39 protein-coding genes are annotated in these 25,330 nt (G+C 54.1%); 32 read left to right on the forward strand and 7 right to left on the reverse strand.

Going from position 1 to position 25,330, the window contains the following annotated elements:
• Nucleotides 1–38 precede the first annotated feature (38 nt).
• The 5 genes from JJD41_RS23925 to JJD41_RS23945 form a co-directional block, all read right to left on the reverse strand.
• Entirely contained in the window at nucleotides 39–569 is a 531-nt protein-coding gene (locus JJD41_RS23925) for a salt stress protein, Slr1339 family (protein ID WP_200670408.1), read from the reverse strand.
• Between the two features lie 77 nt (nucleotides 570–646).
• On the reverse strand, nucleotides 647–1,249 hold the full coding sequence (locus JJD41_RS23930; RefSeq protein ID WP_200670409.1) for a vWA domain-containing protein: 603 nt from the start codon (nucleotides 1,247–1,249) through the stop codon (nucleotides 647–649).
• Between the two features lie 214 nt (nucleotides 1,250–1,463).
• Nucleotides 1,464–2,069: a vWA domain-containing protein gene (locus JJD41_RS23935; protein ID WP_200670410.1), complete on the reverse strand. Its 606-nt coding sequence runs from the start codon at nucleotides 2,067–2,069 to the stop codon at nucleotides 1,464–1,466.
• A 96-nt stretch (nucleotides 2,070–2,165) separates the two neighbouring features.
• Complete coding sequence (gene ndhN / locus JJD41_RS23940) at nucleotides 2,166–2,621, reverse strand: NAD(P)H-quinone oxidoreductase subunit N (RefSeq protein WP_200670411.1); 456 nt, start codon at nucleotides 2,619–2,621, stop codon at nucleotides 2,166–2,168.
• Between the two features lie 62 nt (nucleotides 2,622–2,683).
• On the reverse strand, nucleotides 2,684–2,917 hold the full coding sequence (locus JJD41_RS23945) for a hypothetical protein (protein WP_200670412.1): 234 nt from the start codon (nucleotides 2,915–2,917) through the stop codon (nucleotides 2,684–2,686).
• Nucleotides 2,918–3,450: 533 nt separating this feature from the next.
• Here JJD41_RS23945 and rplC point away from each other — a divergent pair.
• From rplC to JJD41_RS24105, 32 genes are all read left to right on the forward strand, one after another.
• A complete protein-coding gene (gene rplC / locus JJD41_RS23950; protein WP_168568348.1) occupies nucleotides 3,451–4,086 on the forward strand; it encodes a 50S ribosomal protein L3 in 636 nt (211 codons plus the stop codon).
• Nucleotides 4,087–4,208: 122 nt separating this feature from the next.
• Nucleotides 4,209–4,841, forward strand: coding sequence for a 50S ribosomal protein L4 (rplD, locus tag JJD41_RS23955; RefSeq protein ID WP_200670413.1), 633 nt, complete (start codon nucleotides 4,209–4,211; stop codon nucleotides 4,839–4,841).
• On the forward strand, nucleotides 4,834–5,142 hold the full coding sequence (locus JJD41_RS23960; RefSeq protein WP_200670414.1) for a 50S ribosomal protein L23: 309 nt from the start codon (nucleotides 4,834–4,836) through the stop codon (nucleotides 5,140–5,142). The genes rplD and JJD41_RS23960 overlap by 8 nt, the downstream gene beginning before the upstream one ends.
• Before the next feature lie 102 nt (nucleotides 5,143–5,244).
• Complete coding sequence (gene rplB / locus JJD41_RS23965) at nucleotides 5,245–6,108, forward strand: 50S ribosomal protein L2 (RefSeq protein WP_200670415.1); 864 nt, start codon at nucleotides 5,245–5,247, stop codon at nucleotides 6,106–6,108.
• A 126-nt stretch (nucleotides 6,109–6,234) separates the two neighbouring features.
• The gene (rpsS, locus tag JJD41_RS23970) at nucleotides 6,235–6,513 is read left to right on the forward strand and encodes a 30S ribosomal protein S19 (RefSeq protein WP_168568344.1); all 279 of its coding nucleotides are present in this window, start codon (nucleotides 6,235–6,237) and stop codon (nucleotides 6,511–6,513) included.
• A gap of 85 nt (nucleotides 6,514–6,598) precedes the next feature.
• Complete coding sequence (gene rplV / locus JJD41_RS23975; RefSeq protein WP_168568343.1) at nucleotides 6,599–6,961, forward strand: 50S ribosomal protein L22; 363 nt, start codon at nucleotides 6,599–6,601, stop codon at nucleotides 6,959–6,961.
• Nucleotides 6,962–7,021: 60 nt separating this feature from the next.
• Nucleotides 7,022–7,753 carry a 30S ribosomal protein S3 gene (gene rpsC / locus JJD41_RS23980; protein ID WP_200670416.1) on the forward strand — a complete coding sequence of 244 codons (732 nt, stop codon included), beginning with the start codon at nucleotides 7,022–7,024 and terminating at the stop codon, nucleotides 7,751–7,753.
• A 90-nt stretch (nucleotides 7,754–7,843) separates the two neighbouring features.
• A complete protein-coding gene (gene rplP / locus JJD41_RS23985; RefSeq protein WP_168568341.1) occupies nucleotides 7,844–8,263 on the forward strand; it encodes a 50S ribosomal protein L16 in 420 nt (139 codons plus the stop codon).
• Between the two features lie 3 nt (nucleotides 8,264–8,266).
• Complete coding sequence (gene rpmC, locus JJD41_RS23990; RefSeq protein ID WP_200670417.1) at nucleotides 8,267–8,515, forward strand: 50S ribosomal protein L29; 249 nt, start codon at nucleotides 8,267–8,269, stop codon at nucleotides 8,513–8,515.
• Between the two features lie 12 nt (nucleotides 8,516–8,527).
• On the forward strand, nucleotides 8,528–8,779 hold the full coding sequence (gene rpsQ / locus JJD41_RS23995) for a 30S ribosomal protein S17 (RefSeq protein ID WP_200670418.1): 252 nt from the start codon (nucleotides 8,528–8,530) through the stop codon (nucleotides 8,777–8,779).
• 19 nt (nucleotides 8,780–8,798) lie between these two features.
• On the forward strand, nucleotides 8,799–9,164 hold the full coding sequence (gene rplN / locus JJD41_RS24000) for a 50S ribosomal protein L14 (protein WP_168568338.1): 366 nt from the start codon (nucleotides 8,799–8,801) through the stop codon (nucleotides 9,162–9,164).
• Nucleotides 9,164–9,523 carry a 50S ribosomal protein L24 gene (gene rplX, locus JJD41_RS24005; RefSeq protein WP_210437184.1) on the forward strand — a complete coding sequence of 120 codons (360 nt, stop codon included), beginning with the start codon at nucleotides 9,164–9,166 and terminating at the stop codon, nucleotides 9,521–9,523. The genes rplN and rplX overlap by 1 nt, the downstream gene beginning before the upstream one ends.
• 121 nt (nucleotides 9,524–9,644) lie before the next feature.
• The gene (rplE, locus tag JJD41_RS24010) at nucleotides 9,645–10,190 is read left to right on the forward strand and encodes a 50S ribosomal protein L5 (RefSeq protein WP_168568337.1); all 546 of its coding nucleotides are present in this window, start codon (nucleotides 9,645–9,647) and stop codon (nucleotides 10,188–10,190) included.
• A gap of 21 nt (nucleotides 10,191–10,211) precedes the next feature.
• Complete coding sequence (gene rpsH, locus JJD41_RS24015) at nucleotides 10,212–10,613, forward strand: 30S ribosomal protein S8 (protein WP_168568336.1); 402 nt, start codon at nucleotides 10,212–10,214, stop codon at nucleotides 10,611–10,613.
• 98 nt (nucleotides 10,614–10,711) lie between these two features.
• Nucleotides 10,712–11,251: a 50S ribosomal protein L6 gene (gene rplF / locus JJD41_RS24020; protein ID WP_200670419.1), complete on the forward strand. Its 540-nt coding sequence runs from the start codon at nucleotides 10,712–10,714 to the stop codon at nucleotides 11,249–11,251.
• 3 nt (nucleotides 11,252–11,254) lie between these two features.
• Entirely contained in the window at nucleotides 11,255–11,617 is a 363-nt protein-coding gene (gene rplR / locus JJD41_RS24025; RefSeq protein ID WP_200670420.1) for a 50S ribosomal protein L18, read from the forward strand.
• Nucleotides 11,618–11,819: 202 nt separating this feature from the next.
• The gene (rpsE, locus tag JJD41_RS24030) at nucleotides 11,820–12,344 is read left to right on the forward strand and encodes a 30S ribosomal protein S5 (protein WP_200670421.1); all 525 of its coding nucleotides are present in this window, start codon (nucleotides 11,820–11,822) and stop codon (nucleotides 12,342–12,344) included.
• 90 nt (nucleotides 12,345–12,434) lie between these two features.
• On the forward strand, nucleotides 12,435–12,902 hold the full coding sequence (rplO, locus tag JJD41_RS24035) for a 50S ribosomal protein L15 (protein WP_200670422.1): 468 nt from the start codon (nucleotides 12,435–12,437) through the stop codon (nucleotides 12,900–12,902).
• 65 nt (nucleotides 12,903–12,967) lie between these two features.
• On the forward strand, nucleotides 12,968–14,281 hold the full coding sequence (gene secY / locus JJD41_RS24040; RefSeq protein ID WP_200670423.1) for a preprotein translocase subunit SecY: 1,314 nt from the start codon (nucleotides 12,968–12,970) through the stop codon (nucleotides 14,279–14,281).
• Nucleotides 14,281–14,835 carry an adenylate kinase gene (locus JJD41_RS24045; protein ID WP_200670424.1) on the forward strand — a complete coding sequence of 185 codons (555 nt, stop codon included), beginning with the start codon at nucleotides 14,281–14,283 and terminating at the stop codon, nucleotides 14,833–14,835. The genes secY and JJD41_RS24045 overlap by 1 nt, the downstream gene beginning before the upstream one ends.
• Nucleotides 14,836–15,079: 244 nt before the next feature.
• Nucleotides 15,080–15,304, forward strand: coding sequence for a translation initiation factor IF-1 (infA, locus tag JJD41_RS24050; protein WP_008191178.1), 225 nt, complete (start codon nucleotides 15,080–15,082; stop codon nucleotides 15,302–15,304).
• A 100-nt stretch (nucleotides 15,305–15,404) separates the two neighbouring features.
• Nucleotides 15,405–15,518 (forward strand): 50S ribosomal protein L36, encoded by a 114-nt coding sequence (rpmJ, locus tag JJD41_RS24055; protein WP_012593611.1) that lies wholly within the window; start codon nucleotides 15,405–15,407, stop codon nucleotides 15,516–15,518.
• Between the two features lie 150 nt (nucleotides 15,519–15,668).
• Nucleotides 15,669–16,052 carry a 30S ribosomal protein S13 gene (gene rpsM, locus JJD41_RS24060; protein ID WP_168568329.1) on the forward strand — a complete coding sequence of 128 codons (384 nt, stop codon included), beginning with the start codon at nucleotides 15,669–15,671 and terminating at the stop codon, nucleotides 16,050–16,052.
• Nucleotides 16,053–16,145: 93 nt separating this feature from the next.
• Entirely contained in the window at nucleotides 16,146–16,541 is a 396-nt protein-coding gene (gene rpsK / locus JJD41_RS24065) for a 30S ribosomal protein S11 (protein WP_168568328.1), read from the forward strand.
• Nucleotides 16,542–16,786: 245 nt separating this feature from the next.
• Complete coding sequence (locus JJD41_RS24070; RefSeq protein WP_200670471.1) at nucleotides 16,787–17,734, forward strand: DNA-directed RNA polymerase subunit alpha; 948 nt, start codon at nucleotides 16,787–16,789, stop codon at nucleotides 17,732–17,734.
• A 126-nt stretch (nucleotides 17,735–17,860) separates the two neighbouring features.
• The gene (gene rplQ, locus JJD41_RS24075; RefSeq protein ID WP_168568327.1) at nucleotides 17,861–18,211 is read left to right on the forward strand and encodes a 50S ribosomal protein L17; all 351 of its coding nucleotides are present in this window, start codon (nucleotides 17,861–17,863) and stop codon (nucleotides 18,209–18,211) included.
• 86 nt (nucleotides 18,212–18,297) lie between these two features.
• Nucleotides 18,298–19,191: a tRNA pseudouridine(38-40) synthase TruA gene (gene truA / locus JJD41_RS24080; protein WP_200670425.1), complete on the forward strand. Its 894-nt coding sequence runs from the start codon at nucleotides 18,298–18,300 to the stop codon at nucleotides 19,189–19,191.
• 6 nt (nucleotides 19,192–19,197) lie between these two features.
• Nucleotides 19,198–19,653 (forward strand): 50S ribosomal protein L13, encoded by a 456-nt coding sequence (gene rplM, locus JJD41_RS24085; RefSeq protein WP_168568325.1) that lies wholly within the window; start codon nucleotides 19,198–19,200, stop codon nucleotides 19,651–19,653.
• Nucleotides 19,653–20,066 (forward strand): 30S ribosomal protein S9, encoded by a 414-nt coding sequence (gene rpsI / locus JJD41_RS24090; RefSeq protein ID WP_200670426.1) that lies wholly within the window; start codon nucleotides 19,653–19,655, stop codon nucleotides 20,064–20,066. Before rplM ends, rpsI begins: the two co-directional genes overlap by 1 nt.
• A 169-nt stretch (nucleotides 20,067–20,235) precedes the next feature.
• Nucleotides 20,236–20,460 (forward strand): 50S ribosomal protein L31, encoded by a 225-nt coding sequence (gene rpmE, locus JJD41_RS24095; protein ID WP_200670427.1) that lies wholly within the window; start codon nucleotides 20,236–20,238, stop codon nucleotides 20,458–20,460.
• A 155-nt stretch (nucleotides 20,461–20,615) separates the two neighbouring features.
• Nucleotides 20,616–21,725, forward strand: coding sequence for a peptide chain release factor 1 (prfA, locus tag JJD41_RS24100; protein ID WP_200670428.1), 1,110 nt, complete (start codon nucleotides 20,616–20,618; stop codon nucleotides 21,723–21,725).
• A gap of 263 nt (nucleotides 21,726–21,988) precedes the next feature.
• Entirely contained in the window at nucleotides 21,989–23,392 is a 1,404-nt protein-coding gene (locus tag JJD41_RS24105; protein ID WP_200670429.1) for a CHAT domain-containing protein, read from the forward strand.
• 20 nt (nucleotides 23,393–23,412) lie between these two features.
• On the opposite strand, the gene JJD41_RS24110 is transcribed toward JJD41_RS24105, so the two are convergent.
• Together JJD41_RS24110 and JJD41_RS24115 are read right to left on the reverse strand one after the other, a co-directional pair.
• Entirely contained in the window at nucleotides 23,413–24,381 is a 969-nt protein-coding gene (locus tag JJD41_RS24110) for an Npun_F2552 family protein (protein ID WP_200670430.1), read from the reverse strand.
• Nucleotides 24,382–24,981: 600 nt separating this feature from the next.
• Nucleotides 24,982–25,281 (reverse strand): hypothetical protein, encoded by a 300-nt coding sequence (locus JJD41_RS24115; RefSeq protein WP_234489153.1) that lies wholly within the window; start codon nucleotides 25,279–25,281, stop codon nucleotides 24,982–24,984.
• Nucleotides 25,282–25,330: the final 49 nt, after the last annotated feature.

Genomic DNA, 25,330 nt, shown 5'->3' on the forward strand with positions numbered 1-25,330 from the left:
GCACGTGCTACGCCTTCCAATTTGATTGCACTCCGATTTCACTCCGATTTTTGTTCGAGGGCTTCGAGATAGTCGATCGCCGCTTCCAGCCGCGAGGCATACCCTTCGGCAAACTGCCCGAACCAAAATCCCTCATCGGAATACGGATCGAGTTGTTTTAACCACTCCTGTGCCTTTTTCGCTACCTTTTGGCGCTGTTGCTCCCGGCGCCGTCGTTCTTCCTCGGCGCGCTCCCGTTCGGCGCGTTCGCGTTCTTCTCGTTCCAGGCGATCGCGCCCTTCAAAATCTGCTTTGACCCCCGCCAGTAACTCGTCAAAGGAACCGGACTTTTGCGGGGAACGGCTCTGACTCGGGGAACCTTGCCAACCCGTCGGCGCCTTCCCGGAGATTTCGCCCTCCACCTCGATCCGTGCGAGCAGCTTGTCGATCGAACCCGCATTTTTCGGCGTACTCGCAGCTTGAGCCTTGGGTTCTGGAGCTTTAGGAGTGCTTTCGGGCGGTGCTGGCGGCTTACTCGGGTCGTACTCGCTTTTGACTTTGGCCAGCAGCTTGTCAATTTCGTCACTCATGGTGGGGTCTTGGCGCGCAACTGGGGGTGAAATCGCCCCCAGTTTCCATGATAAAACCGAATTGAATCGGCGATCGCCTAATCGGAGATCGCGTTCAGCAAGACTTCCGAAAGGGTCAGATCTTCCATGTCGTCGATCGCGATCGTATCGACAATATCGAATTTCGCTCCCACCCCCTCCAATTCGTCGTCCAACGCTTTTAAAAACCGCGTCGCACTCGGGTCGGCGCCGACTTGAATTAAGGAAATCGCCAATTCTTCATCGCGATCGAGTTGACGAGATGCTTCGACGATCGCTTTCATCACCGCTTTGCGATCGTCCGGTTCGCCATCGGTGACCACTAAGATCGTTTCCCCTTCTTTGATCTGTCCCGCCTGTTTGCGCGCCAGGAAATTATCTAACGCATCTTTGAGCACTCCCGCCAAGTCCGTGCGACCCATCGGTTCGTTTTCTTGGAAAATTTGCGAAACTTTGGCCGAAGTGACATTATCGTAGCGTTTGAAACGGCTCGAAAACAGGTAAACGGTAATGCCGTCCGGGTCTATTTGCTCGCATTTCGCCGCTAGGGCAAAAGTAGACTCTTGTGCAGCTTGCCAGCGATTGGGACCGCCCGGGCGATCGACCATCATCATGCTGCCACTTTTATCAATAATTAAAGTGTAATCGCGATTTTCTAGCATAATGTGATATGTTTCCTCCTCTATTATTTTTATTGTGGCAATAGTCTAATTTGGCTGGGGTTCGGTTGGCACCCCCCGGCGATCGCCCCGAATACCGAACAGGTCAGAGTTTTGATGGGGGGTAAACCGCATCGAAGTGCGCCCCACCGGGTTCGATTCGGGTTCGATTTGGCGTCGAAAATGTAGCGACCCCAAATCGAACCCGGCTGGAGGATTAATCGACGATCGCATTCATCAGCACTTCCGTCAGGGTCATATCTCCCATATCGTCAATCGTCACCGTATCGACAATATCGAATTTCGCCCCCGCCCCTTGCAAGGCGTCGTCGAGTGCTTTGAGAAATTCCGTGGCTTGGCGATCGTTCCCCACTTGGATAAAGGAAATGGCGAGTTCTTCGTCGCGATCGATCTGGCGCGACGCTTCGACGATAACTTTCATGACCGCTTTGCGATCGTCCGGTTCGCCGTCGGTGATCGCTAAAATGGTCTCGCCGTTGGGTTTGGTCTGTCCCGCCGCTTTACGCTTGAAATAATCTTTGAGTGCGTCTTCGAGAACCCCCGCCAAATCGGTGCGTCCCGACGGTTCGTTTTCTTGGAAAACTTGCGAAACTTTCGCCGAAGTCACGTTATCGTAGCGTTTGAAGCGGCTGGAAAATAGATAAACGGTAATGCCGTCGGGATCGAACTCCTCACATTTGCGCGCCAAAGCTAGAGTGGATTCCTGGGCAGCTTGCCAGCGCGTCTGGCTTCCCGGTTGGTCGGCCACAGACATGCTACCGCTTTTGTCGATAATTAGAGTATAGTCACGATTTTCAAGCACGATCGCTTCTCCTAAACTATCTAGTGAGAGAGGGAAGGCTCAGGCGCATCCGGGCGCGCCTGAGCTTGCGAATTCGACTCCGATCGACGGGTCAATTTAGGCCGAGACTAACAGATCGGTTAAGGGGGTCCACCGGAATTGGCGATCGCCGCCCACTTCAACGGTGACTTTCACTTTGGGTTCGAGTTGCGGCAACTTGGTCAGATATTCGATTTCTTGGCGCGACAGCATCCCCCCTTCGAGAATCCACAGCACTAAGCCTTTGGAATTGGTGCTTAAGTGTTCGAGGTTGTAACTGACCATCGGCGGGACGAAATAGGTGCGGATTTCTTTTTTGCCCAAGTGAGGCGGACGGACGCCGTGAACCCCGGTCAGGTACATGGCCACGTCTCCGAGTCCTCTCGCCGTAATCGCCATCATGTCGTAGCCACTCGCACGCAGGCGTCGTTGATATCGCCCCTCGAATCCTCCTTCTAAAGGAACGTAGAGGGCTAGGGATCCGTGTTGTTCCAGATCGCGCATTAAGGGCTTACCTGTGGTAATCAAGGCCATAAAGTTTTAGTCCTCAAAGATCTGCTGCTATAAGGATTTGCGCTCGAGCGAGTTGAGTCCGGTTACCCTCGGGTTGGCTGTGAATGTCGAGGGGGAAAATTCTTCGATCCGGTTGCACTGATGCCCCCACCGTCTCCATCTGCCAGAAATGCTCGGGCGGACAGCCCGACTCGCTCAATTTCTGCAAAAGCTTCAAAAAGTATAACTTCCTCTTCCCCGTTCGGGCGATCGAATTCATCCCGCCGCGCCATCGGGCGATCGCCCGGAAATAATAAATTGCTCGGGAGTCTGGACAAGTGTCAACAGATTGTCTATAGTATTAAATTGTCGCCAAAAATGAGTCCAAGCTACTGACTTGAAAGAACTAACCTCTCTCGTAGAGGTGATGTCCGGGCTAGGCGCGATCGGCTCCCCGAACGGTGAAGGGAGATCGACCGTTTCCCAGCGCTACTGCAAGTTCAGAAAGGCCGAGCGACGAAGCCGTCGGAGCCACCGACGTCCTTAGTTCGAGCGCAGGTCTTCCCTAGCCTGTCGTTTGGTCTCATCAACGGATACTAAATTCAACCTCGTCAACCGAGACGCCGTTGGGTTTAAGTCCTCAGCGACAACAGGCAACGATAGAGCAATGGCTCTCCAATCGGGGAGTTTTGACGTCAGCCAACTCAATCCGTCAATCACTTCGAGACCGAGGTCTCTCATAAGAAGCGGGAGAAGGGTTCTCGGGAGGTTTGGCGTGCAAATTGCGATCGAAGCTATTGGATTTGCTCGACCTTCAGTCCGAGCGAATCCAATCGTACTGTAGTGCGTAAGTAGGAGAGACCATACACCCGTGTCTGTCGGTATTCTCGGCACTAAATTAGGCATGACCCAAGTGTTTGACGAAGATGGCAAAGCCATCCCCGTAACCGTCATTCAAGCCGGGCCATGCACGGTGACCCAAATCAAAACCAAAGAAACAGATGGCTACGAAGCCGTACAAATCGGTTACGGCGAAGTGTCCACCAAAGCCATCAACAAACCCGAACTCGGCCACCTGGTCAAGTCCAGCGCGCCTCCCCTGCGCCACTTGTGCGAGTATCGCCAAGATCCGAGCGACTTCGAGCTCGGCCAGCAGGTAGACGTGGGACACTTCGAGCCGGGTCAACTGGTGGACGTCAGTGGGAAAAGTATCGGTCGGGGGTTTGCCGGATATCAAAAACGGCATAACTTCAAACGCGGACCGATGTCTCACGGTTCTAAAAACCATCGCTTACCCGGTTCCACCGGAGCGGGAACCACCCCCGGGCGGGTTTATCCCGGCAAGCGCATGGCGGGTCGTCTCGGAGGCAAACAGGTAACCATCCGTAAATTGACCGTCGTTCGCATCGATACCGAGCGCAACTTGATCCTGGTTAAAGGTGCAGTTCCCGGTAAACCCGGTGCTTTGTTGAACATCAAACCCGCCAATATCGTGGGGGGAGCGTAACCGGAGAGTCAGGGAGAGGCGTTAGCACTGCCGCTTGCGCCGCAATCTAGAGGAACGATTCGCCTGACTCCTCAGATGTAACTGACCCATCAACGTTCAATAAGACACGGGAATAGAAAGACATGGTTAACTGTACAGTCAAAAATTGGGACGGCCAACAAGTCGGAGAAGCCAGCATCGAGTTGGCGGTAGCGAAAGAAGAAACGGCAGCACACGTCGTCCACCGGGCCGTGCGCCGTCAAATGTGCAACGCCCGTCAGGGGACGGCTTCGACCAAAACCCGATCGGAAGTCAGAGGCGGGGGTAGAAAACCCTGGCGTCAGAAAGGGACCGGACGGGCCCGCGCGGGTTCGATCCGATCGCCCTTATGGCGGGGTGGCGGTGTCATCTTCGGCCCCAAACCGAGAGATTACCGCATCAAAATGAACCGTAAAGAACGGCGGCTCGCCCTGAGAACGGCGCTGATGAGTCGGGCGGAAGCATTGGTCGTCGTCGAAGATTTTGGCAGCAAACTGTCGCGACCCAAAACCAAAGAGTTAATGGGCGCCCTGAATCGCTGGGGAGTGGAGCCCGGCGAGAAAGTCCTGCTGATCTTGTGCGAACGCGAGCAAAACATTTATTTATCCGCGCGCAACGTCCCCACAATCCGCATGGTCGGCGCTGACAAATTAAATGTTTACGACCTGCTCTTAGCCGACAAGATCGTCACCACCCCGGCGGGTCTAGAGAAAATTCAGGAGGTTTACAGTGACTAAACATGAAACTCGCGATCTCGCCGATCTGATCCTCCGTCCGATTCTCAGCGAAAAAGCAACGATTTTGATGGAGCAGAACAAATACATGTTTGACGTTCTGCCCAAAGCCACCAAACCTGAAATCAAGGCGGCGATCGAATATTTGTTCGACGTTAAAGTCACGAGCGTCAACACCCAACACCTGCCCCCGAAAAAGCGTAGAGTCGGTCGATTTGTCGGCTACAAAGCTCACTACAAACGGGCGATCGTCACCTTAGCCCCCGAAGATTCGTTGCAACCCGTCTTCTTCCCCGAAGTGTAGAGATCGGCTCGCTCCCTTGAGTCGAACCCGGGAACGCCCCGGGCGATCGGCATCAGACCGGGAAACTCACGCCAACGACAACTGTTACCGAGAATCTAAGCTATGGGCATCCGTTCTTATCGGCCATACACTCCAAGCACCCGCCAACACAGCGTTTCGGACTTTGCGGAAGTCACCCGCAACGACCCCGAAAAGTCCCTGACGACCTCCAAGCACCGCAAAAAAGGCCGCAACAACCGAGGCGTCATCACCTGTCGGCATCGTGGGGGCGGTCACAAACGTCTCTATAGAATTATCGACTTCCGGCGCGACAAGCGGGATATCCCGGCCAAAGTAGCGCAGATCGAATACGATCCCAACCGCAATGCTCGCATTGCCCTGCTGCATTACCAAGACGGCGAAAAACGCTACATCTTGCATCCGAACGGCCTGCAAGTCGGCAGCGAAGTGATCGCCGGACCCGAATCCCCCCTCGAAGTCGGGAACGCCTTACCCCTGGCCAACATTCCCCTCGGCACCAGCGTTCACAACGTCGAACTCGTTCCCGGAAAAGGCGGTCAGATCGTCCGTGCTGCCGGAACTAGCGCCCAAGTCGTCGCCAAAGAAGGCAACTTCGTCACCCTCAAGTTACCTTCCACGGAAGTTCGCCTGATCCGTCGCGAATGCTACGCCACCATCGGCCAAGTCGGCAATGCCGACCACCGCAATATCAGTCTCGGTAAAGCCGGGCGGACGCGCTGGAAAGGCCGTCGCCCGCAAGTCCGAGGCAGCGTGATGAACCCCGTCGATCACCCCCACGGTGGTGGGGAAGGGCGCGCCCCGATCGGCAGAAGTGGCCCGGTTACTCCTTGGGGTAAACCCGCATTGGGTGCCAAAACCCGCAAGAAACGCAAGCTCAGCGACGCTTACATCGTCCGCCGCCGCCGTCGTTCCTCGAAACGGGGTAAAGGCGGTCGCGATTCCTAAGCTCACGGGTCAGACCGACCCCGATCGCCTCTTACACAGGGTCGAGCAGGTCGCCCAGGCCAACTTTCCGGGGTCAGTCCGAATCGGCAACTCTATCAGTTATTCAGCCGCAACAGTTCTAAAACTATGGGTCGTTCTCTTAAAAAAGGTCCTTTCGTCGCCGACCATTTGCTGCGAAAGGTTGAAATTTTGAATGATAAAGGCGAAAAGCAAGTGATCAAAACTTGGTCGCGCGCTTCGACCATCATTCCTCAAATGGTGGGGCATACGATCGCCGTTCACAACGGACGCCAGCACGTTCCCATTTACATCAGCGAACAAATGGTCGGACATAAATTAGGCGAATTTGCGCCGACCCGAACCTTCCGGGGACATGCAAAAAGTGATAAAAAGTCCCGCCGCTAACTAAACGGTTGAGCGTCCTCCCCTCCCGACCTCGTGTAGGGAGTCCGGGACGAACAGCCCCAGGCCAAGGACACAGGAGAAAAGTATGGCGATTGATACCACCCAAGAAGTCAAAGCGATCGCGCGCTACGTTCCCATGTCTCCCTACAAGGTACGTCGCGTCCTCGATCAAATTCGCGGTCGTTCCTATCGCGAAGCCCTGATCTTGCTCGAATTCATGCCCTATCGCGCCTGCGACCCGATCCGCAAAACCCTGCGATCGGCAGCCGCCAACGCCGAACATAACGAGGGCTTAGATCCGGCAACGTTAATGGTTTCGACAGCATTTGCCGACCAAGGCCCGAGCTTGAAACGCTACCGCCCTCGCGCTCAAGGCCGCGCCTACATGATTCGCAAACCCACCTGTCACATTACCGTCGCCGTCGCTCCCGAACAAAGCGACAACTAAAGCGACCCCAGCCGGGAAGTCGCCGCACTTAATCAGTGAATTTCTAGAGGACGCACATCTGTGGGACAAAAAATTCATCCAATAGGCTTTCGCATCGGTGTAACCCAAGAGCATCGCTCTCGTTGGTTTGCCGACAGCAAACGCTATCCCGAAATCCTCCAAGAGGATTACGAGATTCGCGAATACGTCCGCAAAACCCTCAGCAACGCGGGCATTTCTGAAGTTCGCATCGAACGCAAAGCCGATCAAATCGATTTAGAAGTTCGCACCGCCCGTCCCGGCGTCGTCGTCGGTCGCGGTGGCACCGGAATCGAATCCTTGCGAACCGGACTCCAAGATCTGCTCGGCGGCAGCAACCGCCAAATTCGCATCAACGTCGTCGAAGTCGCCCGCGTCGATGCCGACGCCACCTTGATCGCCGAGTACATCGCCAGCCAACTCGAACGGCGGGTTTCCTTCCGTCGCGTCGTCCGCCAAGCGATCCAGCGCGCTCAAAAAGCAGGCGTTGAAGGCATTAAAGTCCAAGTGAGCGGTCGGCTCAACGGCGCCGAAATCGCCCGCACCGAATGGACCCGGGAAGGTCGAGTTCCCCTGCATACCCTGCGCGCGGATATCGATTATTCCTACCGCACCGCCCGGACGATTTACGGCATCCTCGGCGTCAAAGTGTGGATCTTCAAGGGAGAAATTATTCCCGGACAAGAAGAAATGCCCAACCCCGCCGTCGGCCAACCCCGCCGCCGTCAACAAAGACGCCGCCAGCAATTTGAAGACCGCTCGAACGATTCCTAACGGTTGAATCGTAGCGACGATCGACGAGCGACAGGCAACCTTTTGCCATTCAAGAGCCAACCGTAAGCAAATAAGGACAAAAAAGCAATCATGTTAAGTCCTAGAAGAACAAAATTCCGCAAACAACAACGCGGGCGGATGAGGGGTCTGGCTACCCGAGGCAACAAAATTAATTTTGGCGATTTTGCCCTGCAATCGACCGAGCCAGCCTGGATTACGTCGCGTCAAATCGAGGCCGGACGTCGGGCCATGACCCGCTACATCCGCCGGGGTGGGAAAATCTGGATTCGCGTTTTCCCCGACAAACCCGTGACCATGCGTCCGGCAGAAACCCGGATGGGTTCCGGGAAAGGATCCCCGGAATATTGGGTGGCGGTCGTCAAACCCGGTCGCATTCTGTTTGAGATCGGTGGGGTTCCCGAAGCCACCGCCCGGGAAGCCATGCGCTTGGCGGCTAACAAGCTGCCGATTAAAACGAAGTTCATCTCGCGCGAAGGGGAGCAATCGTAAATCATGTCTTTTCCCAAGATTTCTGAGGTCAGAGAACTCAGTGATGAAGCTTTGGCTGAAGAGATTGCATCGGTCAAGCGCGAGCTGTTCCAGTTGCGTCTCAAGAAAGCCACGGGTCAACTAGAAGGTACCCATCACTTCAAGCATCTCAAACACAAGTTGGCGCAAATGCTGACGGTAGAAGGTGAGAGACAAAGACAGGCCGCGTCTTCTTCCGAAGCCCCGTCAACGACCGAGTCAAAAGCAGAATAAGAGTAGGGTCACATGGCAGTAAAAGAAAGAGTCGGCGTCGTCGTCAGCGACAAGATGAATAAAACCGTCGTCGTTGCCGTTGAAAACCGTGCCGCCCACTCCAAGTACGGAAAAATCGTCGTTCGAACGAAGCGGTATAAAGCGCACGACGAAGACAATCAGTGTAAAGAGGGCGATCGCGTCCGCATCCAGGAAACTCGCCCCCTCAGCCGTACCAAACGCTGGAAAGTCATCGAGATTCTCACGAGCGCCGCCGAGGTCTAAGCAAAAGGGAGTAGGGAACGTGATTCAACAAGAATCGATGCTCAATGTTGCCGATAATAGCGGTGCAAAGCGCTTGCAATGCATTCGCGTCTTAGGAGGCAACCGTCGTTATGCAGGTGTTGGCGACATCGTGATCGCCGTCGTCAAAGATGCCATCCCCAACATGGCAATCAAAAAGTCCGATATCGTGCGTGCCGTGATCGTGAGGACTCGCAAAGGCTTGCGCCGCGAAAGTGGCATGAGTATTCGCTTTGACGACAACGCGGCAGTCATCATCAACCAAGATGGCAATCCTAGAGGAACCCGGGTATTTGGTCCGGTGGCTCGCGAACTGCGCGATAAAAACTTCACCAAAATTGTGTCCTTAGCTCCGGAGGTACTCTGATGCCTAAATATAAAAGTAGCAAAGGCAAACCGTCCGCCAGCTACAAAATGCACGTCAAACAGGGCGACACCGTGCAAGTGATTGCAGGTCGAGATAAAGGGAAAGTCGGCGAAATTCTCAAAGCTATTCCCAAGACCAGCAAGGTGATCGTTCAAGGAGTGAACGTTCGTACCCGCCACGTCAAACCCCGCCAAGAGGGAGAATCCGGTCGGATCGAAACTTTTGAAGCTCCCATCCACAGCTCGAACGTGATGCTGTATTCCACTAAAAAAGAGGTGGCCAGCCGGATTTGTTACACCTTCAACGACGAAGGTAAAAAAGTCCGAATGCTCAAGAAAACTGGGGAAATTATCGATTGATTTCCCGCCTCTTTTTCGGAAATTATCGGCCAAGCATTTATCGGCCAAGCTGCCCAATCTGGCACGTAATCCCTCGTATCAATTCCCTGACCAAGACCAGGGAACTAGGATGTAGTCTGTCATGACACAATCACTCAAATCTCTCTATCAAGAAACGATCGTTCCCAAGCTGATGGAACAATTCAACTATGAGAATATCCATCAGGTTCCCAAACTCGTAAAGGTTACGGTTAACCGAGGCTTGGGTGAAGCGTCGCAAAATGCGAAAGCGCTCGAATCCTCGATTAACGAAATCGCTACCATTACCGGACAAAAACCCGTGGTCACCCGCGCGAAAAAGGCGATCGCCGGGTTCAAGCTCCGCCAAGGAATGCCCGTAGGCGTGATGGTCACCCTCCGAGGGGATCGCATGTATTCCTTCCTGACCCGCCTCATCAACCTGGCTCTGCCTCGGATCCGCGACTTTCGTGGAGTGAGCCCCAAAAGCTTTGACGGTCGCGGGAATTACACCTTGGGTTTGCGAGAGCAATTGATCTTTCCGGAAATCGACTACGACGGCATCGATCAAATCCGTGGGATGGACATTACGATCGTCACCACCGCAAACACAGACGAAGAGGGCCGCGCCTTGCTCAAAGAAATGGGTATGCCGTTCTGGAATCGCTAGCAAGGTATTAAGGAGGAAATAATGGCGGCAAACGATACAATTGCAGACATGCTGACGCGCATCCGCAATGCCAGTCTGGCGCGGCATCAAACCACGCAAGTTCCATCGACTCGCATGACTCGCGCGATCGCCGAAGTGCTCAAAGCCGAAGGCTTTATTGGCGACTACGAAGAGACTGGCGAAGGCATCAAAAAAATGCTGGCGATCTCTTTGAAATACAAAGGGAAAAACCGACAGCCGATTATCACGGCGTTAAAACGAGTGAGCAAACCCGGATTGAGAGTGTACTCCAACCGGAAAGAACTCCCCCGAGTTTTAGGCGGTATTGGGATTGCGATCGTCTCGACGTCCTCGGGAATCATGACCGATAGAGAAGCCCGTCACAAGGGCATTGGTGGGGAAGTGCTTTGTTATGTCTGGTAATCGGCGAGTCCGTCGGTGACTCTCGATTTCAACCGGATCGGCGATCGCCCCAGCGCGATCCATCCCAGACCCAAGACAAATGACAAAGGAGCATTGTTATGTCGCGAATTGGCAAGCGCCCCATCCAAATTCCCAACAAAGTAGAAATCGCCGTTGACGGGCAACAAGTCTCGGTCAAAGGCCCGAAAGGCCAACTCTCCAGAGTCCTTCCCGCCGAAGTCATCGTCGAACTCGACGGCGAAATCCTCAGCGTTAAAAGACGCGACGAATCCCGCGTCGCCAGACAACGACACGGACTGAGCCGGACCTTAGTCGCCAACATGGTCGAAGGGGTTTCTCAAGGATTCCAAAAGCGCCTGCAAATCCAAGGCGTCGGTTACCGCGCCCAAGTCCAAGGTCGCAACTTAATTCTCAACGTCGGCTACAGCAAACCTGTTGAAATCAACCCCCCAGAAGGGATTGACGTGCGGGTCGAAAACAACACCGAAGTCATCGTGAGCGGCATCGACAAAGAAGTCGTCGGCAACACCGCCGCCAAGATTCGCGATGTTCGTCCGCCCGAACCTTACAAAGGTAAAGGCATTCGCTATGCAGGCGAGCAAGTCAGACGTAAAGCTGGGAAAGCAGGGAAAAAATAGACTATGAAGCTGACTCGAAAAGAATCGATCCGGCGTCGGCATCGCCGGGTACGTCGCAAGGTATTTGGCACCTCCGAACGGCCTCGCTTAGTCATCTTTCGATCCAACCAACATATTTACGCTCAAGTGATCGACGATACCAAGCATCACACCTTGGCTGCCGCCTCGACCTTGGACAGTGAACTCAGAGAAACCTTGAAATCCGGTGCCACCTGTGAAGCCTCTGCCGCCGTGGGCAAACTCGTCGCCCAGCGCGCCGTAGAACAAGGCATCCAAAAGGTCGTTTTCGATCGCGGCGGCAACCTCTACCACGGACGGGTCAAATCTTTAGCCGAAGCCGCGCGGGAAGCAGGGTTGGACTTCTAGGCGATCGCCGCCTACCGTCCGCACGCGAGCGCCACTCTCCAGAAGCGCGAGCGGCGGGAAGTCTCGCTCTCCACCCGCGTGGGGTGAAGGCACGAAGTCCGCAAGCACGACACCTGGCTAGAAGGGTCTTTTGCCAACCATCAGCCCTTCTCTCATCCCCTCGAGGGAGCGAACCACAGACGAAGGACAAAGGAAAAAAATTATGGCAGATCGTCGCAAAAAAACTAATCGCAATCGTGACAAAGACACGGATTGGCAAGAGCGGGTCGTCCAGATCCGCCGCGTCACCAAAGTCGTTAAAGGCGGTAAAAAACTCAGCTTCCGCGCCATTGTCGTCGTCGGTAACGAACGCGGCCAAGTCGGCGTCGGCGTCGGAAAAGCCGGAGACGTCATCAGTGCCGTTAAAAAAGGCGTAGCCGACGCCAAAAAGCACCTGGTCGAAGTTCCCATGAACCGCGCCAACTCCATTCCCCACCCCACGCAAGGTCAAGGGGGCGGCGCCAAAGTGATCGTGAGACCCGCCGCCCCAGGGACCGGGGTAATTGCCGGGGGCGCCGTGCGTACCGTCCTCGAACTCGCAGGCGTGCGTAACATCTTGGCCAAACAGCTCGGTTCGAGCAATCCGCTCAACAACGCCCGGGCGGCCATTAATGCCCTCGCCAGTCTGCGCCGCTTCTCCGAAGTGGCCGAAGAACGCGGCATTCCTATTGAAAAACTTTACGCTTAGAGCCTTGGAGCCCAAACTAAATTCCTCCAAAGCATTCACCCCTAGAGTCGTTCGCCAGACACCCTTGTAGAGATCGTCAGGTAGAAAATTATGAGATTAAATGATGCTGTACCCCAAAAGGGGTCCAAAAAGCGGCGGCGTCGCTTAGGTCGGGGCATTTCTGCAGGTCAAGGCGCCAGTTGCGGCAAGGGAATGCGCGGGCAGAAATCTCGTTCCGGCGGCAGCACCCGTCCCGGTTTTGAAGGCGGACAACTGCCTCTATACCGTCGGTTGCCCAAACTCAAGCACTTTACGGTCATCAATCGCAAACATTACACTACGATTAACGTAGGCCGGTTGGCATCTTTAGCCGCCAACAGCGAAGTCACCTTAGCTTCCTTGTTAGAAAACGGTCTCGTGACAACCGACGACGGGCCGCTCAAAATCTTAGGCGACGGCGAACTCAACGTGGCCCTCACGGTGAAAGCGGCTGCCTTTACCGCCAATGCCCGCCGCAAAATCGAGGCGGTCGGTGGGAGTTGTCACGTGCTAGATGCCAGCGCCAACCCGGAAAGTTAGAAAGCGCCCGTCGCTTTCACTTTGATTGATACGCCGCTGCAACTATTACGTAGAGGTACTCCTTAATGGTCGTTAGTCGAGACAAAGCGCCAACCCCTCAGGAGACTTTCATGCAGATGGCTCAAGCAGCTGGCCTTCGAGGTCGGCTGCTTCTGACCATTGGTATGCTGGTTTTGGTTCGTTTGGGAGTCTGGATCCCCGTACCGGGCATCGATCGCCAAGCCTTCCAAAACAACATCAACGACAGTCCCCTGATCGGTTTCTTAGATCTATTTTCTGGTGGGGGGTTGCGAGCCTTGGGGATTTTTGCCCTGGGGATCCTACCTTACATCAACGCCTCCATTATCATGCAGTTATTGACTGCGGCCCTTCCGAGTCTCGAAGACTTGCAAAAAAATGAAGGGGAAGCCGGACGGCGGAAAATTTCTCAAATCACCCGTTATGTCGCCCTGGCGTGGGCATTGCTCCAAAGTACGGGGATTGCCATTTGGGTGAGTGCTTTCGCCGAAACCCCCAATCCCGGTCTATTGTTTTACGCCGAAACCGCTCTCGCCCTCACCGCAGGCTCGATGTTCGTCATGTGGGTGTCGGAGTCGATCACCGAACGGGGCGTGGGGAACGGCGCGTCTTTATTGATTTTTGTCAATATCGTGGCGGTGTTGCCGAAATCTCTCGGAGATACGGTGACTCTGGCTCAAAGTGGCGATCGCGACATCATCGGTCGGGTCATTATCTTACTGCTCGTCTTTTTGATCACGATCGTCGGGATCGTGTTCGTGCAAGAAGGAAGCCGACGCATCCCTATTATTTCCGCTCGCCGTCAAGTCGGTCGCAAGCTCTATCGGGAACGCACCAGCTACCTCCCTTTACGCTTGAACCAAGGTGGTGTGATGCCGATTATCTTTGCATCGGCAGTGTTGATTTTGCCCGGTTCTTTAGCCCAATTTACGAATAACGACATTTTAATCTCCGTCGCTCAATATCTCAGCCCGAACGGTCCGACTCCTTGGGTGTACGTTGCTTTTTACCTGCTCTTGATTTTGTTTTTCAGCTATTTCTACGCCTCGTTGATTATCAACCCCGTAGATATGGCTCAAAATTTGAAAAAAATGGGAGCGAGTATTCCCGGAATCCGCCCCGGACGGGCGACGAGCGAGTATGTAGAACGAGTGCTCAACCGTTTGACTTTTTTAGGGGCAGTGTTCCTCGGTTTGGTGGCGATCGTGCCAACTGCCGTTGAAAGTGCCACCCGGGTTCCAACGTTTCGAGGCTTGGGGGCGACCTCTCTGCTCATTCTAGTCGGCGTGGCGATCGATACGGCCAAACAAATCCAAACTTACGTCATTTCGCAACGCTATGAAGGAATGGTGAAACAATAGTGACCCGATTAATTTTTTTAGGCCCGCCGGGAGCGGGTAAAGGAACCCAAGCCAAACAATTGGCGGATTTTTGCAAGATTCCCCATATTTCTACGGGGGATCTGTTGCGCGACGCGGTCGCCCGCCAAACGGAGTTGGGCAATCGAGCGAAAGGATATATGGATCGCGGCGAATTAGTGCCGGACGAGCTGTTGCTCGATATGGTTCGCGATCGCCTCGGTGAAGAAGACGCCCAAAATGGGTGGATCCTCGACGGCTTCCCTCGCAATGTCGCTCAGGCCGATTTTCTAGACAAGTTGCTCGCAGACATTCACCAGGAATGCGATTGCGCCGTCAATTTGGACGTTCCCGACTCGATTTTAATCGAACGGTTGTTGGGTCGCGGTCGCCAAGATGACAATGAGGAAACGATTCGCCGCCGTTTGGAAGTCTACCGCGAGCAAACCGCTCCGGTGATCGAGTATTACAGCCAGCACGATCTGCTCGTGTCTCTCGACGGCGATCGCGACGTCGAAGCGGTCACGGAATCTCTCAAACAAGCCGTCCTCTCTTAGGCGCTCGGCACGCTTCGAGCTGGGGCTTTCCCTAGGGGATTTACCCAGCTCCCACCTCCGACGGAGTTGGCGATCGCTGGCGTAACTCCCCCGGGGAATCGCAACTGCGTCGCCAGGTCTTTTTGCTAAGATCTGTTAAGAAGTCGCAGCCGAACGGCGCCCCCGGCGACTCTCAGCCCGGGTTCGCCCCTCAGAAAAAGACTTCTATTTTTTAAAGTTGTAGCACGAACGAGGTAAAAGTCACTTGGCTAAGCAAGATCTGATCGAAATGGAAGGTACGGTAACCGAATCCCTGCCTAATGCCATGTTCCGCGTCGATCTCGACAACGGATTTAACGTTCTCGCCCATATTTCCGGTAAAATTCGGCGGAACTATATCAAAATTTTACCCGGCGATCGCGTCAAAGTCGAACTGACCCCTTACGACTTAACTAAAGGTCGAATTACGTACCGATTGCGGAAAAAATAAACCCCTCCAGCCGCCAGCGATGAATATTAAAGCCCACTCATTTTGTCAGCTTGCAGAAAAATTGATATAATATGAAGTTTGTAGCGCTGCTCAAATCGGCATGAAAGTTAGAGCCTCTGTCAAGAAAATGTGCGAAAAATGCCGCGTCATCCGTCGGCGCGGTCGGGTAATGGTCATTTGTTCTAACCCGAAACACAAGCAACGTCAAGGTTAACCCCATCGGTCAGCACCTTGGCGTCGATCTCGAACTCCCGGGAGAACCCGGGTCGATTCGCTGCCTCGGAGTGCAGCGCGCCTCTGGCGAACGCGATCGTTCGACAGAAGCACCTTCAGATTAGCAACACGGATAAGGGAGTAAACAAGCGTGGCAAGGATTGCCGGAGTAGATCTACCTCGTGACAAGCGAGTTGAAATAGGTCTGCGTTACATCTACGGAATTGGGCCGACGAGAGCCAAAGAAATTATCGCTAAAACAGGTGTCAACCCCGACACCCGCGTTAAAGACCTCAGCGATGCCGACGTAGCCGCCCTCAGAGAAGCGGTAGAAACCAACTATCAGGTCGAAGGAGACCTGCGACGTTGGGAGACGATGAACATCAAACGCCTGATGGACATCGGCACCTACCGAGGACGCCGCCATCGTATGGGTCTGCCCGTTCGCGGACAGCGAACCCGCACCAATGCCAGAACCCGCCGGGGCGCCCGTCGAACCGTTGCCGGGAAAAAGAAAGCCCCTGGCAAGAAATAATCTGTTTGACAGGTATCGGTGGGCTGCGTCGAATCTCACGTCAAAGCCGACCGCTCCGAGCATTCAATTAACCACTCCGTCTAAGAGACCGATATGGCGCGACAACCCAACAAAAAAACTGGAGCACGCAAGCAAAAGCGGAATGTACCCAACGGGATTGGCTACATTCAGTCTACGTTCAACAACACGATCGTCACGATCGCCGATCCGAATGGCGAAGTGATCTCCTGGGCTTCAGCCGGATCGAGCGGCTTTAAAGGCGCCAAAAAAGGCACCCCCTTCGCCGCTCAAACCGCCGCCGAAAATGCGGCCCGTCGGGCAACCGACCAAGGAATGCGGCAAATTGAAGTCATGGTGAGCGGTCCGGGATCCGGTAGAGAAACCGCGATTCGCGCACTGCAAGCTGCTGGTTTAGAAATCACCCTGATTCGGGATATCACCCCCATTCCTCACAATGGCTGCCGTCCGCCAAAACGCCGTCGGGTCTAACGCATAGGAATGACGCAGGGCTGAGACCGCAGGTATCTTGAATCGAAAAACAAGGGTTTGGAGCGAACGAAAACGATCGCCAACAACTGCCCCCAGATACGAGGCTCGCCATTTTGACTCACCCCACATGGCGGTCAGATGGTTTCGAGTTCCCTCAGTCCTGTTCGATCGGGGGATCTAGTCAGCAGTAAACGAGGGAGGCTTTGATTGGCCTTCTAGCGATCGAGGAGAAGGGAGGTCACTCCGTGGCGCAGTTTCAGATTGAGTGTGTAGAATCCAACACCGAAAAAGACCAAGGTCAATACGGCAAATTTGTATTGGAGCCGTTAGAACGAGGTCAAGGCACCACTTTAGGCAACGCGCTGCGGCGCGTTCTCTTGTCTAACTTGGAAGGAACCGCAATTACGGCAGTCCGGATTGCTGGCGTGAATCACGAATTTGCGACCATCGAGGGCGTGAGGGAAGACGTTCTCGAAATTTTGTTGAATATGAAGGAAATAGTCCTCAAAAGCTATTCCTCTCAACCGCAAATCGGTCGATTGCTCGTCCAAGGTCCGGCCACCGTTCTGGCGGGGCAGTTCGACCTGCCTTCTGAAGTCGAGATCGTCGATCCCAATCAATACGTCGCCACCCTTTCCGAAGGGGCAACCCTAGAAATGGAATTTCGGATCGAGAAAGGGAAAGGATATCGTTCCGTCGAACGAGTCCGCGACGACGCGACCGCTTTGGACTTCCTCCAAATTGACGCGGTGTTCATGCCCGTTCGCAAAGTGAACTACACCGTAGAAGACGCTCGCGTCGGTGGCTCGTTGGAAAAAGACCGATTGATTGTAGAAATCTGGACTAACGGTTCGGTGACCCCGCAAGAGTCACTCAGCCAAGCGGCCAGCATTCTCGTCGATCTGTTCGTCCCGCTCAAAGATATTACCTTAGAGTCGATGGTTGACGAATCGACGGAGGATACCGATCCGACCAGCCAAATTCCCATCGAAGAGTTGCAGTTATCCGTAAGGGCTTACAACTGTCTCAAGCGCGCTCAAATTAACTCCGTCGCCGACTTACTCGACTACTCTCAAGAAGACTTACTTGAGATTAAAAACTTCGGTCAGAAGTCTGCGGAAGAAGTGATTGAAGCCCTACAAAAACGCTTGGGCATTACCTTACCTCAAGAAAAAACAGCCAAACCGAGCTAAGCGCCGCCGAAGCGCTCGGTGTAAAGTGCGAACCCGGCTTCGCCTTGGGTTGCACTTTATCAAAGCTTCGCGGCACATTTCGAGCTAGATATTTGCTCCTTGAAAATTGATAGTAAATAATTCATTATGCGTCACCGTTGTCGTGTACCTCAACTGAGCAAACCCGCCGATCAGCGTCGAGCCTTACTGCGATCGCTGACCACCGAATTGATCCGTCACGGTCGGATTACGACGACGAAAGTGCGGGCCAAAGCCGTGCGCTCGGAAGTCGAAAGAATTATCACCTTGGCCAAACAAGGAACCTTAGCCGCTCGACGTCGGGCCCTCGGTTACGTGTACGACAAGCAACTCGTACACGCCTTGTTCGAGCAAGTGGAAGCGCGTTACGGCAATCGTAACGGGGGCTACACCCGCATCATCCGCACCGTCAACCGACGGGGCGATAATGCCGAAATGGCAATTATCGAATTGGTCTAATTCCCCTTGCTGCGAAAATTGCGCGATCGCCGTCCTTTGTCCCCCATCGTCGAACCGTGGAGTTGCGCCGAAACTCAGCCGAAATCATGAACCAGGCCGTGCAGACAAAGGACAAACAGAGAATCGCTTTGGTGATTCAATACTTAGGGACTCATTTCTACGGGTGGCAACGGCAACCCGACCGCCGCACCGTACAAGCAGAAATCGAGACCGCTTTGTCAAACGTTCTCCACCACTCGGTCGTCGTCCACGCCGCCGGGAGAACCGACACCGGAGTTCATGCTGCCGCTCAAGTCGCCCACTTTGAAGCCAGCACGCCGATTCCGCCCCAGAAGTGGGCCGCGATTCTCAACAAATGGCTGCCGGAAGATATCGTCATTCGTGCTTCCGCAGCCGTCGCCGACGACTGGCACGCGCGATTTTCCGCAACGTGGCGGCGATATAGGTATACATTATACACAAACGCTCGTCCGAACCTGTTCGTCGCTCCGGTGTCTTGGCACTACTATCACGCCCCTCTCGACGTCGATCGCATCCAAGAAGCCCTCGACCCCTTACTCGGCACCCACCATCTGGCAGCGTTCCATCGCGCCAACTCCAGCCGTTCTCATTCCTGGGTGGACGTTCACGAAGCCCACTGCGATCGCGACGGCCCTGTGGTTTACATCGAAGTACAAGCCAACGCCTTCCTCTACGGCATGATGCGGCTGCTCGTGGGAATGCTCGTCGAAGTGGGGCGCGGAACCCTCTCTACAAGGGAGTTTGCCGAAATTTGGCGAAACGAGCGCCGGGAGCGCGTCAAATATGCCGCCCCTCCCCAAGGCTTGTGCTTGTTGGGCGTCGGCTATCCCGACTTTCCCTTTCCACGGGAAATTTGGGACCGCACCCTGCCCAAATACCATTTCGACCCCCCTACAGCCTCCCCCGTCGGGAGCGCTCGACCGGAAACCGCGATCGCGAGTAACTCACCTACCGACTAACCGACCATGAATAAAACATACGTCCCTCCCGTCGATTCCCTAGACCCCAAATGGTACGTCATCGATGCTGAAAACCAGCGTTTGGGGCGCTTGGCCAGCGAAATCGCCAAAATCCTCAGAGGGAAAAACAAACCCACCTACACCCCTCACATGGATACGGGCGACTTCGTCATCGTCGTCAACGCCGAAAAAATCCAAGTCACGGGTAAAAAACGCAGCCAAAAACTCTACCGCCGCCATTCGGGCCGTCCCGGTGGGATGAAAACCGAAACCTTCGCCCACCTGCAAAATCGCCTGCCCGAACGGATTGTCGAACAAGCCATCCGGGGAATGCTGCCCAAAAATGCCCTGGGCCGGAAACTGTTTACCAAACTCAAAGTGTACGCCGGACCGAACCATCCCCACCAAGCCCAACAACCCGAAACCTTAGAGATCGAAACCATTCCAGGAGGAAAAGCGTAATGCAACGAACCGATCGCAGCAATCAAGCCGTTTACTGGGGAACGGGCCGCCGGAAATCTTCGATCGCCCGCGTGCGCTTAGTTCCCGGAACGGGCCAACTCAAAATCAACAAATCTCCGGGAGAAGAATACCTGCAATTCAATCCCGCCTACATCTCCGCCGCCAAAGCCCCCCTCGAAACCCTCGGCTTGGAAAACGAATATGACATTCTCGTCAACGCCCACGGGGGCGGCTTGACCGGACAAGCCGAATCGATTCGCTTGGGCGTCGCCCGCGCCTTGTGCGAACTCGATCCCGACAATCGGCGACCGTTAAAAATCGAAGGATACCTCACCCGGGATCCTCGTGCCAAAGAGCGGAAAAAATACGGTTTGCGTAAAGCCCGCAAAGCCCCTCAATTCTCCAAGCGCTAATCCCCCTCGCGGCCTTCTGCGAGTCCTTTGTCCGTCGTGGCGATCGCGAGCCAGTGCAGCTTGAAAAGACAGCCTCGACCGGAACGGGGGACTCGTGCGATCGCCCGCGAATCGGGCTGGGAAAACGCTAAAATTGAAAATACCACCACCGTAGCGAGAATCAATAACCATGCCTAAAGCCGATATTCACCCCGAGTGGTACCCCGAAGCCAAAGTCTACTGCAACGGCGAATTCGTGATGACCGTCGGTTCTACCCAACCGGAAATTCACGTCGATGTTTGGTCCGGCAACCATCCCTTCTATACCGGAACCCAAAAAATTATCGATACCGAAGGGCGGGTCGAACGCTTCATGCGCAAATACGGCATGTCCGACACTCAGTCGAAGAAATAGCAGAGTTGAGTCCGGAGGTGGGCGGGTCGCCAACGTCCGCAACCGTCGCCGAACGCCTTCGCGTTCGTCCGACGCGCGCCGTTCGATTCGCCAGATGTCATCTCTAACCCTATCGAGCAACTCTTCTGATTCTTTAACTGAGCGATCGCTGACCTATGGCTGAAACTTATCTGCTAGAGAAACTCAAATCCGTCGAGCAAACCTTCAACGAATTGACTCGACGGCTGGCCGATCCCGACATCGCCACCGACCCGAACGAATTTCAGAAAGTGGCGAAAGCCCGTTCGTCCTTGGAAGAAGTCGTCACCACCTTCGAGACTTGGAAAAAGACCCAAGAAGAACTCAAAGGCGCCCGCCAAGTCCTCAAAGAAGCCAATGCCGATCCCGACCTTCAAGAAATGGCCGCTCAGGAAGTGAGCGAACTGGAGGAGGCGATCGAAAAACTCGAAGTCCGGCTCACCATCCTCCTCTTACCGCGCGATCCCAACGACGATAAAAACATCATGTTGGAAATCCGCGCCGGAACCGGAGGCGACGAAGCGAGTATTTGGGCGGGGGACTTGGTGCGGATGTATTCCCGCTACGCGGAAGGCCAAGGGTGGCGGGTCAAATTACTCAGCGAGTCTCTAGCAGATATGGGCGGCTTCAAAGAAGCCATCCTCGAAATTCAAGGGGAACAAGTTTACAGCAAATTAAAATTTGAAGCCGGAGTCCACCGCGTGCAGCGCGTTCCGGTCACCGAAGCCGGGGGTCGGGTTCACACCTCTACCGCCACCGTCGCGGTGATGCCGGAAGTGGATGACGTCGAAGTGGAAATCGATCCGAAAGATATCGATATTTCCACGGCGCGATCCGGCGGGGCGGGCGGTCAAAACGTCAACAAGGTAGAAACCGCCGTCGATTTATTCCACAAACCCACCGGAATCCGGATTTTCTGTACGGAAGAGCGATCGCAACTGCAAAACCGAGAACGGGCGATGCAGATTTTGCGAGCTAAATTGTACGAAATTAAACTGCGCGAACAACAAGAAGCGGTAACCTCGATGCGTCGTTCCCAGGTCGGAACCGGGGCGCGATCGGAGAAAATCCGCACCTACAATTACAAAGACAACCGAGTGACCGATCATCGTTTGGGGCAGAACTTCACCCTGACCTCGGTTTTAGAAGGAGACATCGAGCCGATGGTGCAAGCTTGTATCGGCCAAGATCAGCAAGAAAGGCTGGCTGAATTAGCGGCTTCCACGTCGATGCCGACATCGGTCTAGTCTCTGCAAATATTCATACTCCGTTGTTCCATTCTCGGACAAGTTGCAAAAGCGAGACCTCGATGCTCGCTTTTTTGCTTTTTAGGTTTCCTCATTTGTCGCCTGCAGACGATAATAATTTTTCTGAAGTAATTTAATCGAATTTTGAGCGATTCAGTATGATGGAAGGCGTATTGCCGACCTTCTATCCAGTCGAACGAAGATTAGCGTAATTCAAGCAGTATCGGGAAGGCGATCGCACCGTTGACGGGAGTCAGGAGATCATGAATGTATGGGGTGGGAGTTTGTCTCCGGATCTCTATCGCGGATTTCAACGAGTGTTGATCGTTCAAAATCGAATCGAGACGGCGTTGGAAGTCGGCGAACAAGGACGAATTAAGGCTTTCGAGCAGTGGCTGGACAGTCACGAATGTCGCGCGACGGGCTTCGCAGAGCCGATCGCCTCGCCGAATATCCGGGCGATCGCGCAAATGGCGGCTCGCACGCAGACGACCTTAATTGAGTATTCCTTAGTTTACGATTACGACTTATTCAATCAAAACCCGTGGATCGATAAAGGGTTCGATCGCCTCTACGGTTACGCCACCGAACTCTATATCTGGGTCGTGCCTCCCCAAGGAAAAGTCCAGTTTCGCCGGATTTACTTGGAAAAAATCTATCAAGAATACGGGGTCTCCCTCGCCGGACTGGTTCGCAACTTACGAAAGGCGATCGCCCGCCAATGCGACCCCAGTCGTATTGACGACGAGGGCAAAACCGGGTTAGACCTCCCCGACCTGCTGGCGATCCTCTATCAAATTTTAATCGAGCCGATCGCCCCATGGTTGCCCGACGATCCGAGCCGACGGGTGAGCGTCATTCCCCAAGATTTTCTCTTTTTAGTTCCCTTTGCGGCCCTGACCGATCGCCAGGGACGGCCTTTAATCGAAAAACATACCTTGTTGTTGGCACCCGCGATCGAAACCTTGGGTTTGCCCCAAGCCCCAGGGCGATCGCCCCAACCCACGCGATCGCGTTGTGCCTTAGTCGTCGGTTCCGTAAACATGCCCCGAGTCGTACTGGAGTTTGGCGAACCGCCGTTGCAATTGCCCCCACTGCGCGACAGCGAAACCGAAGCCCTCGCGATCGCCGATTTTTTAAACGTCGAAGCGTTCGCAGGCGATCGCGCCACCAAAAACGCCGTCTTGCAACAGTGGCCCGACGCGGCGATCGTCCATTTGGCAACCCCCGTATTTGTCGAAGATACCCAAGGGTTGAGCGAGACGATCGCCCTTTCTCCAGATCGCCGACATAATGGCTTGTGCCGGATTTGGGAACTGTTCGCACCGACGCCGGGATCGACACGTGGCAGGGACAATCCGGAACTGCTCGTGTTAAGCGGCTGCGATCCCAAACCCGGGCGCCTGCAAGGCCATCACTTTTTCTGGTTGTGTTGGAGTGCGATCGCCGCCGGAATCCCCAGTTTGCTGTTGTCCTCCTGGCGACCGCCCCAGGGCAGTACCACCCCCTTGCTCCTCGATTTTTATCGAGAGTGGCAGAGCGCGGGAGATCGGGCGATCGCCTTGCGTCTCGCCTCCCTCGCCGCCAGGGAACGCAACGCCGACCTCGCCCATTGGGCCGCCTTCGTCTTGGTGGAATCCGCCAACGGCGGCGATTGTACAAAGTAGACGCTGCGAGATCGACCCGATTAAGCCTTGCTCTGGCCGCGATAGGCTTTCATCGGTTCTTGAATTAAGCGGATGTATAAATGTCGGAACGTCGATTTGAGGACGCGGGGCAGGCCGAAATCGATCGGAACCAGGGCTTCCGGTAATTTCCAATCCTCGATCCTCACGTCAACGGGTCTCAAGTGAGGAAAGGCGATCGCGTCGAGTTCCGGACATAAACCCAACCGCAGAGAGGCCGCCGCCGTCGGCACGATCGCCGGATCGACATTGAGAACCTCCAAGAGGGCGCGATCGCAGGCAAATACATCGTCAGAGGCCGCTAAAATGCCCAAATCGCGCGGTTCCCCGCCACTCGGACCGTTTCCCTCGTGGCCGACGATCCCATCGACAATCGTCAAATTCGGGGCGATCGTCCGCGCCGTTTCCACCAACATTTCTCCGAAGCGGTCTACATCTTTCCCCGCCTCCATGTGCCACCACGCTTTCATTTTGCCCGGAACGCAGCCGAACAGATTTTTGACCCCCAACGTCATCGTCAGTTGCACGTGAGATTTGACTTTGGGTAAATTAATCACGACATCCGCTTCCATTGTTTCTTTAGACAGTAACAAGTGGTCGAAGCGATCGCCTAACGTTTGATAGCGCTTCCCTTTGAACTCCACAATCGGCAACTTCAACGCCTCGACGAGTTCCCCGTATCCGTTCGCATTGGCCACCCCGCGCGCGCTGCCAAAGGCGGGACTGTCTCCTAAAAACGGATCGCCCCCCGCATCCCGCACCATTTGCGCCACACAAGCGACGATTTCGGGACGGGTGACGCATTCCTTCGTCGGACGGGAACCCGTGAGTAAATTGGGTTTGAGTAAAACGCGATCGCCCGGTTTGACAAAGCCCTCCATCCCTCCCCAGGGATCGAGCATCTGAGCGATCGTTTGTTTTAATAACTGAGGTTCGTAACTGCGCGATCGCACTAAACTGACTTGAGCCATTATTTGAAAATAAAATCACTTCTGATGTTGAGTTATAGCAATTTTCTCGTCATCTTAGCCAGTCGCGCGGATGCGCGATCGCCTCGTTTGCAAGTTTTTCCCAAGGATGACCCCTTAAAAAAACTCGATCTCGTCTGATTGTGAAACCGAGTAATAAGAGGATTTTTCAATCGAATTGTTAGATATTTTATCCCTTTAAATCCGGTAAGCCGTTCGCCTTCGAGACGAGGAAATTATTTCGACCTGTCGGGAATGCGAGCATCTCGATCGCTTTTGCAGCATCCCATTTAGGCGATCGAGCGATCGATTATCTAACAAATGGTTCTCTCGAAAACTTGAGAAGGGCGATCGCCTTCGACCGCCTTACTATTGAGCGATCGCCAATCCTAGACAACGATTGATAGCCATCCTAAATCAGTTGAAACAAGAAGCACACAGACTAAAAACCCGATTCTTCATAAGGTAAACTCCCGGTTCCGTGGGTAGATTCAGTATTTCCACCGAAATGACGGGTTGAGGGAGTCAGTCAGGCAAAAATTAAATTTCACAACTCAAATAGGATAGCTCTTTTACGGTGTTTACTCCCTCCTCGTTCGAGCTTCAAGTTTGAATTCCCAAGCGTCCCTTTGCTCCGCGTTGCAGAGTTGTAACCCGCTCTGCATTTGAGAAAGTTCCTGACACTTGATACTGAGTAATCGGCGGTTTAATTTCAATCTTTGTAATTTTACTCATGCAGACAATCACCGTATTGTCCATCAAATGAAAAATCGCCCAACCCTGACCTAAAAGATCGTTTAATTGAACTTGAAACTGTTGGGGAGATAGAGGAACCTTAAAAGAATCGTGATGGCCGTCATCATAATAAAAAGTTACCTCCGTCACTTCCGGTTCGGTTTGCATCGAAGCAAACGATCCTCTAACCATATCCAAACTCCTGAATTCATCTAAT

This window comes from Oxynema mangrovii CENA135 (assembly GCF_016632315.1).
In the GTDB taxonomy this organism is placed as follows: Bacteria; Cyanobacteriota; Cyanobacteriia; order Cyanobacteriales; family Laspinemataceae; genus Oxynema; species Oxynema aestuarii.

Bases quoted from the DNA above. Each gene is read 5' to 3' on its own strand.
- JJD41_RS23925 (WP_200670408.1), bottom strand. From the start codon at position 569: ATGAGTGACGAAATTGACAAGCTGCTGGCCAAAGTCAAAAGCGAGTAC.
- JJD41_RS23930 (WP_200670409.1), bottom strand. From the start codon at position 1,249: ATGCTAGAAAATCGCGATTACACTTTAATTATTGATAAAAGTGGCAGC.
- ndhN (WP_200670411.1), bottom strand. From the start codon at position 2,621: ATGGCCTTGATTACCACAGGTAAGCCCTTAATGCGCGATCTGGAACAA.
- rplD (WP_200670413.1), top strand. From the start codon at position 4,209: ATGGTTAACTGTACAGTCAAAAATTGGGACGGCCAACAAGTCGGAGAA.
- rplB (WP_200670415.1), top strand. From the start codon at position 5,245: ATGGGCATCCGTTCTTATCGGCCATACACTCCAAGCACCCGCCAACAC.
- rpsS (WP_168568344.1), top strand. From the start codon at position 6,235: ATGGGTCGTTCTCTTAAAAAAGGTCCTTTCGTCGCCGACCATTTGCTG.
- rplV (WP_168568343.1), top strand. From the start codon at position 6,599: ATGGCGATTGATACCACCCAAGAAGTCAAAGCGATCGCGCGCTACGTT.
- rplP (WP_168568341.1), top strand. From the start codon at position 7,844: ATGTTAAGTCCTAGAAGAACAAAATTCCGCAAACAACAACGCGGGCGG.
- rpmC (WP_200670417.1), top strand. From the start codon at position 8,267: ATGTCTTTTCCCAAGATTTCTGAGGTCAGAGAACTCAGTGATGAAGCT.
- rpsQ (WP_200670418.1), top strand. From the start codon at position 8,528: ATGGCAGTAAAAGAAAGAGTCGGCGTCGTCGTCAGCGACAAGATGAAT.
- rplX (WP_210437184.1), top strand. From the start codon at position 9,164: ATGCCTAAATATAAAAGTAGCAAAGGCAAACCGTCCGCCAGCTACAAA.
- rplE (WP_168568337.1), top strand. From the start codon at position 9,645: ATGACACAATCACTCAAATCTCTCTATCAAGAAACGATCGTTCCCAAG.
- rpsH (WP_168568336.1), top strand. From the start codon at position 10,212: ATGGCGGCAAACGATACAATTGCAGACATGCTGACGCGCATCCGCAAT.
- rplF (WP_200670419.1), top strand. From the start codon at position 10,712: ATGTCGCGAATTGGCAAGCGCCCCATCCAAATTCCCAACAAAGTAGAA.
- rplR (WP_200670420.1), top strand. From the start codon at position 11,255: ATGAAGCTGACTCGAAAAGAATCGATCCGGCGTCGGCATCGCCGGGTA.
- rpsE (WP_200670421.1), top strand. From the start codon at position 11,820: ATGGCAGATCGTCGCAAAAAAACTAATCGCAATCGTGACAAAGACACG.
- rplO (WP_200670422.1), top strand. From the start codon at position 12,435: ATGAGATTAAATGATGCTGTACCCCAAAAGGGGTCCAAAAAGCGGCGG.
- secY (WP_200670423.1), top strand. From the start codon at position 12,968: ATGGTCGTTAGTCGAGACAAAGCGCCAACCCCTCAGGAGACTTTCATG.
- rpmJ (WP_012593611.1), top strand. From the start codon at position 15,405: ATGAAAGTTAGAGCCTCTGTCAAGAAAATGTGCGAAAAATGCCGCGTC.
- rpsK (WP_168568328.1), top strand. From the start codon at position 16,146: ATGGCGCGACAACCCAACAAAAAAACTGGAGCACGCAAGCAAAAGCGG.
- rplQ (WP_168568327.1), top strand. From the start codon at position 17,861: ATGCGTCACCGTTGTCGTGTACCTCAACTGAGCAAACCCGCCGATCAG.
- truA (WP_200670425.1), top strand. From the start codon at position 18,298: ATGAACCAGGCCGTGCAGACAAAGGACAAACAGAGAATCGCTTTGGTG.
- rplM (WP_168568325.1), top strand. From the start codon at position 19,198: ATGAATAAAACATACGTCCCTCCCGTCGATTCCCTAGACCCCAAATGG.
- rpsI (WP_200670426.1), top strand. From the start codon at position 19,653: ATGCAACGAACCGATCGCAGCAATCAAGCCGTTTACTGGGGAACGGGC.
- rpmE (WP_200670427.1), top strand. From the start codon at position 20,236: ATGCCTAAAGCCGATATTCACCCCGAGTGGTACCCCGAAGCCAAAGTC.
- prfA (WP_200670428.1), top strand. From the start codon at position 20,616: ATGGCTGAAACTTATCTGCTAGAGAAACTCAAATCCGTCGAGCAAACC.
- JJD41_RS24105 (WP_200670429.1), top strand. From the start codon at position 21,989: ATGAATGTATGGGGTGGGAGTTTGTCTCCGGATCTCTATCGCGGATTT.
- JJD41_RS24110 (WP_200670430.1), bottom strand. From the start codon at position 24,381: ATGGCTCAAGTCAGTTTAGTGCGATCGCGCAGTTACGAACCTCAGTTA.
- JJD41_RS24115 (WP_234489153.1), bottom strand. From the start codon at position 25,281: ATGCAAACCGAACCGGAAGTGACGGAGGTAACTTTTTATTATGATGAC.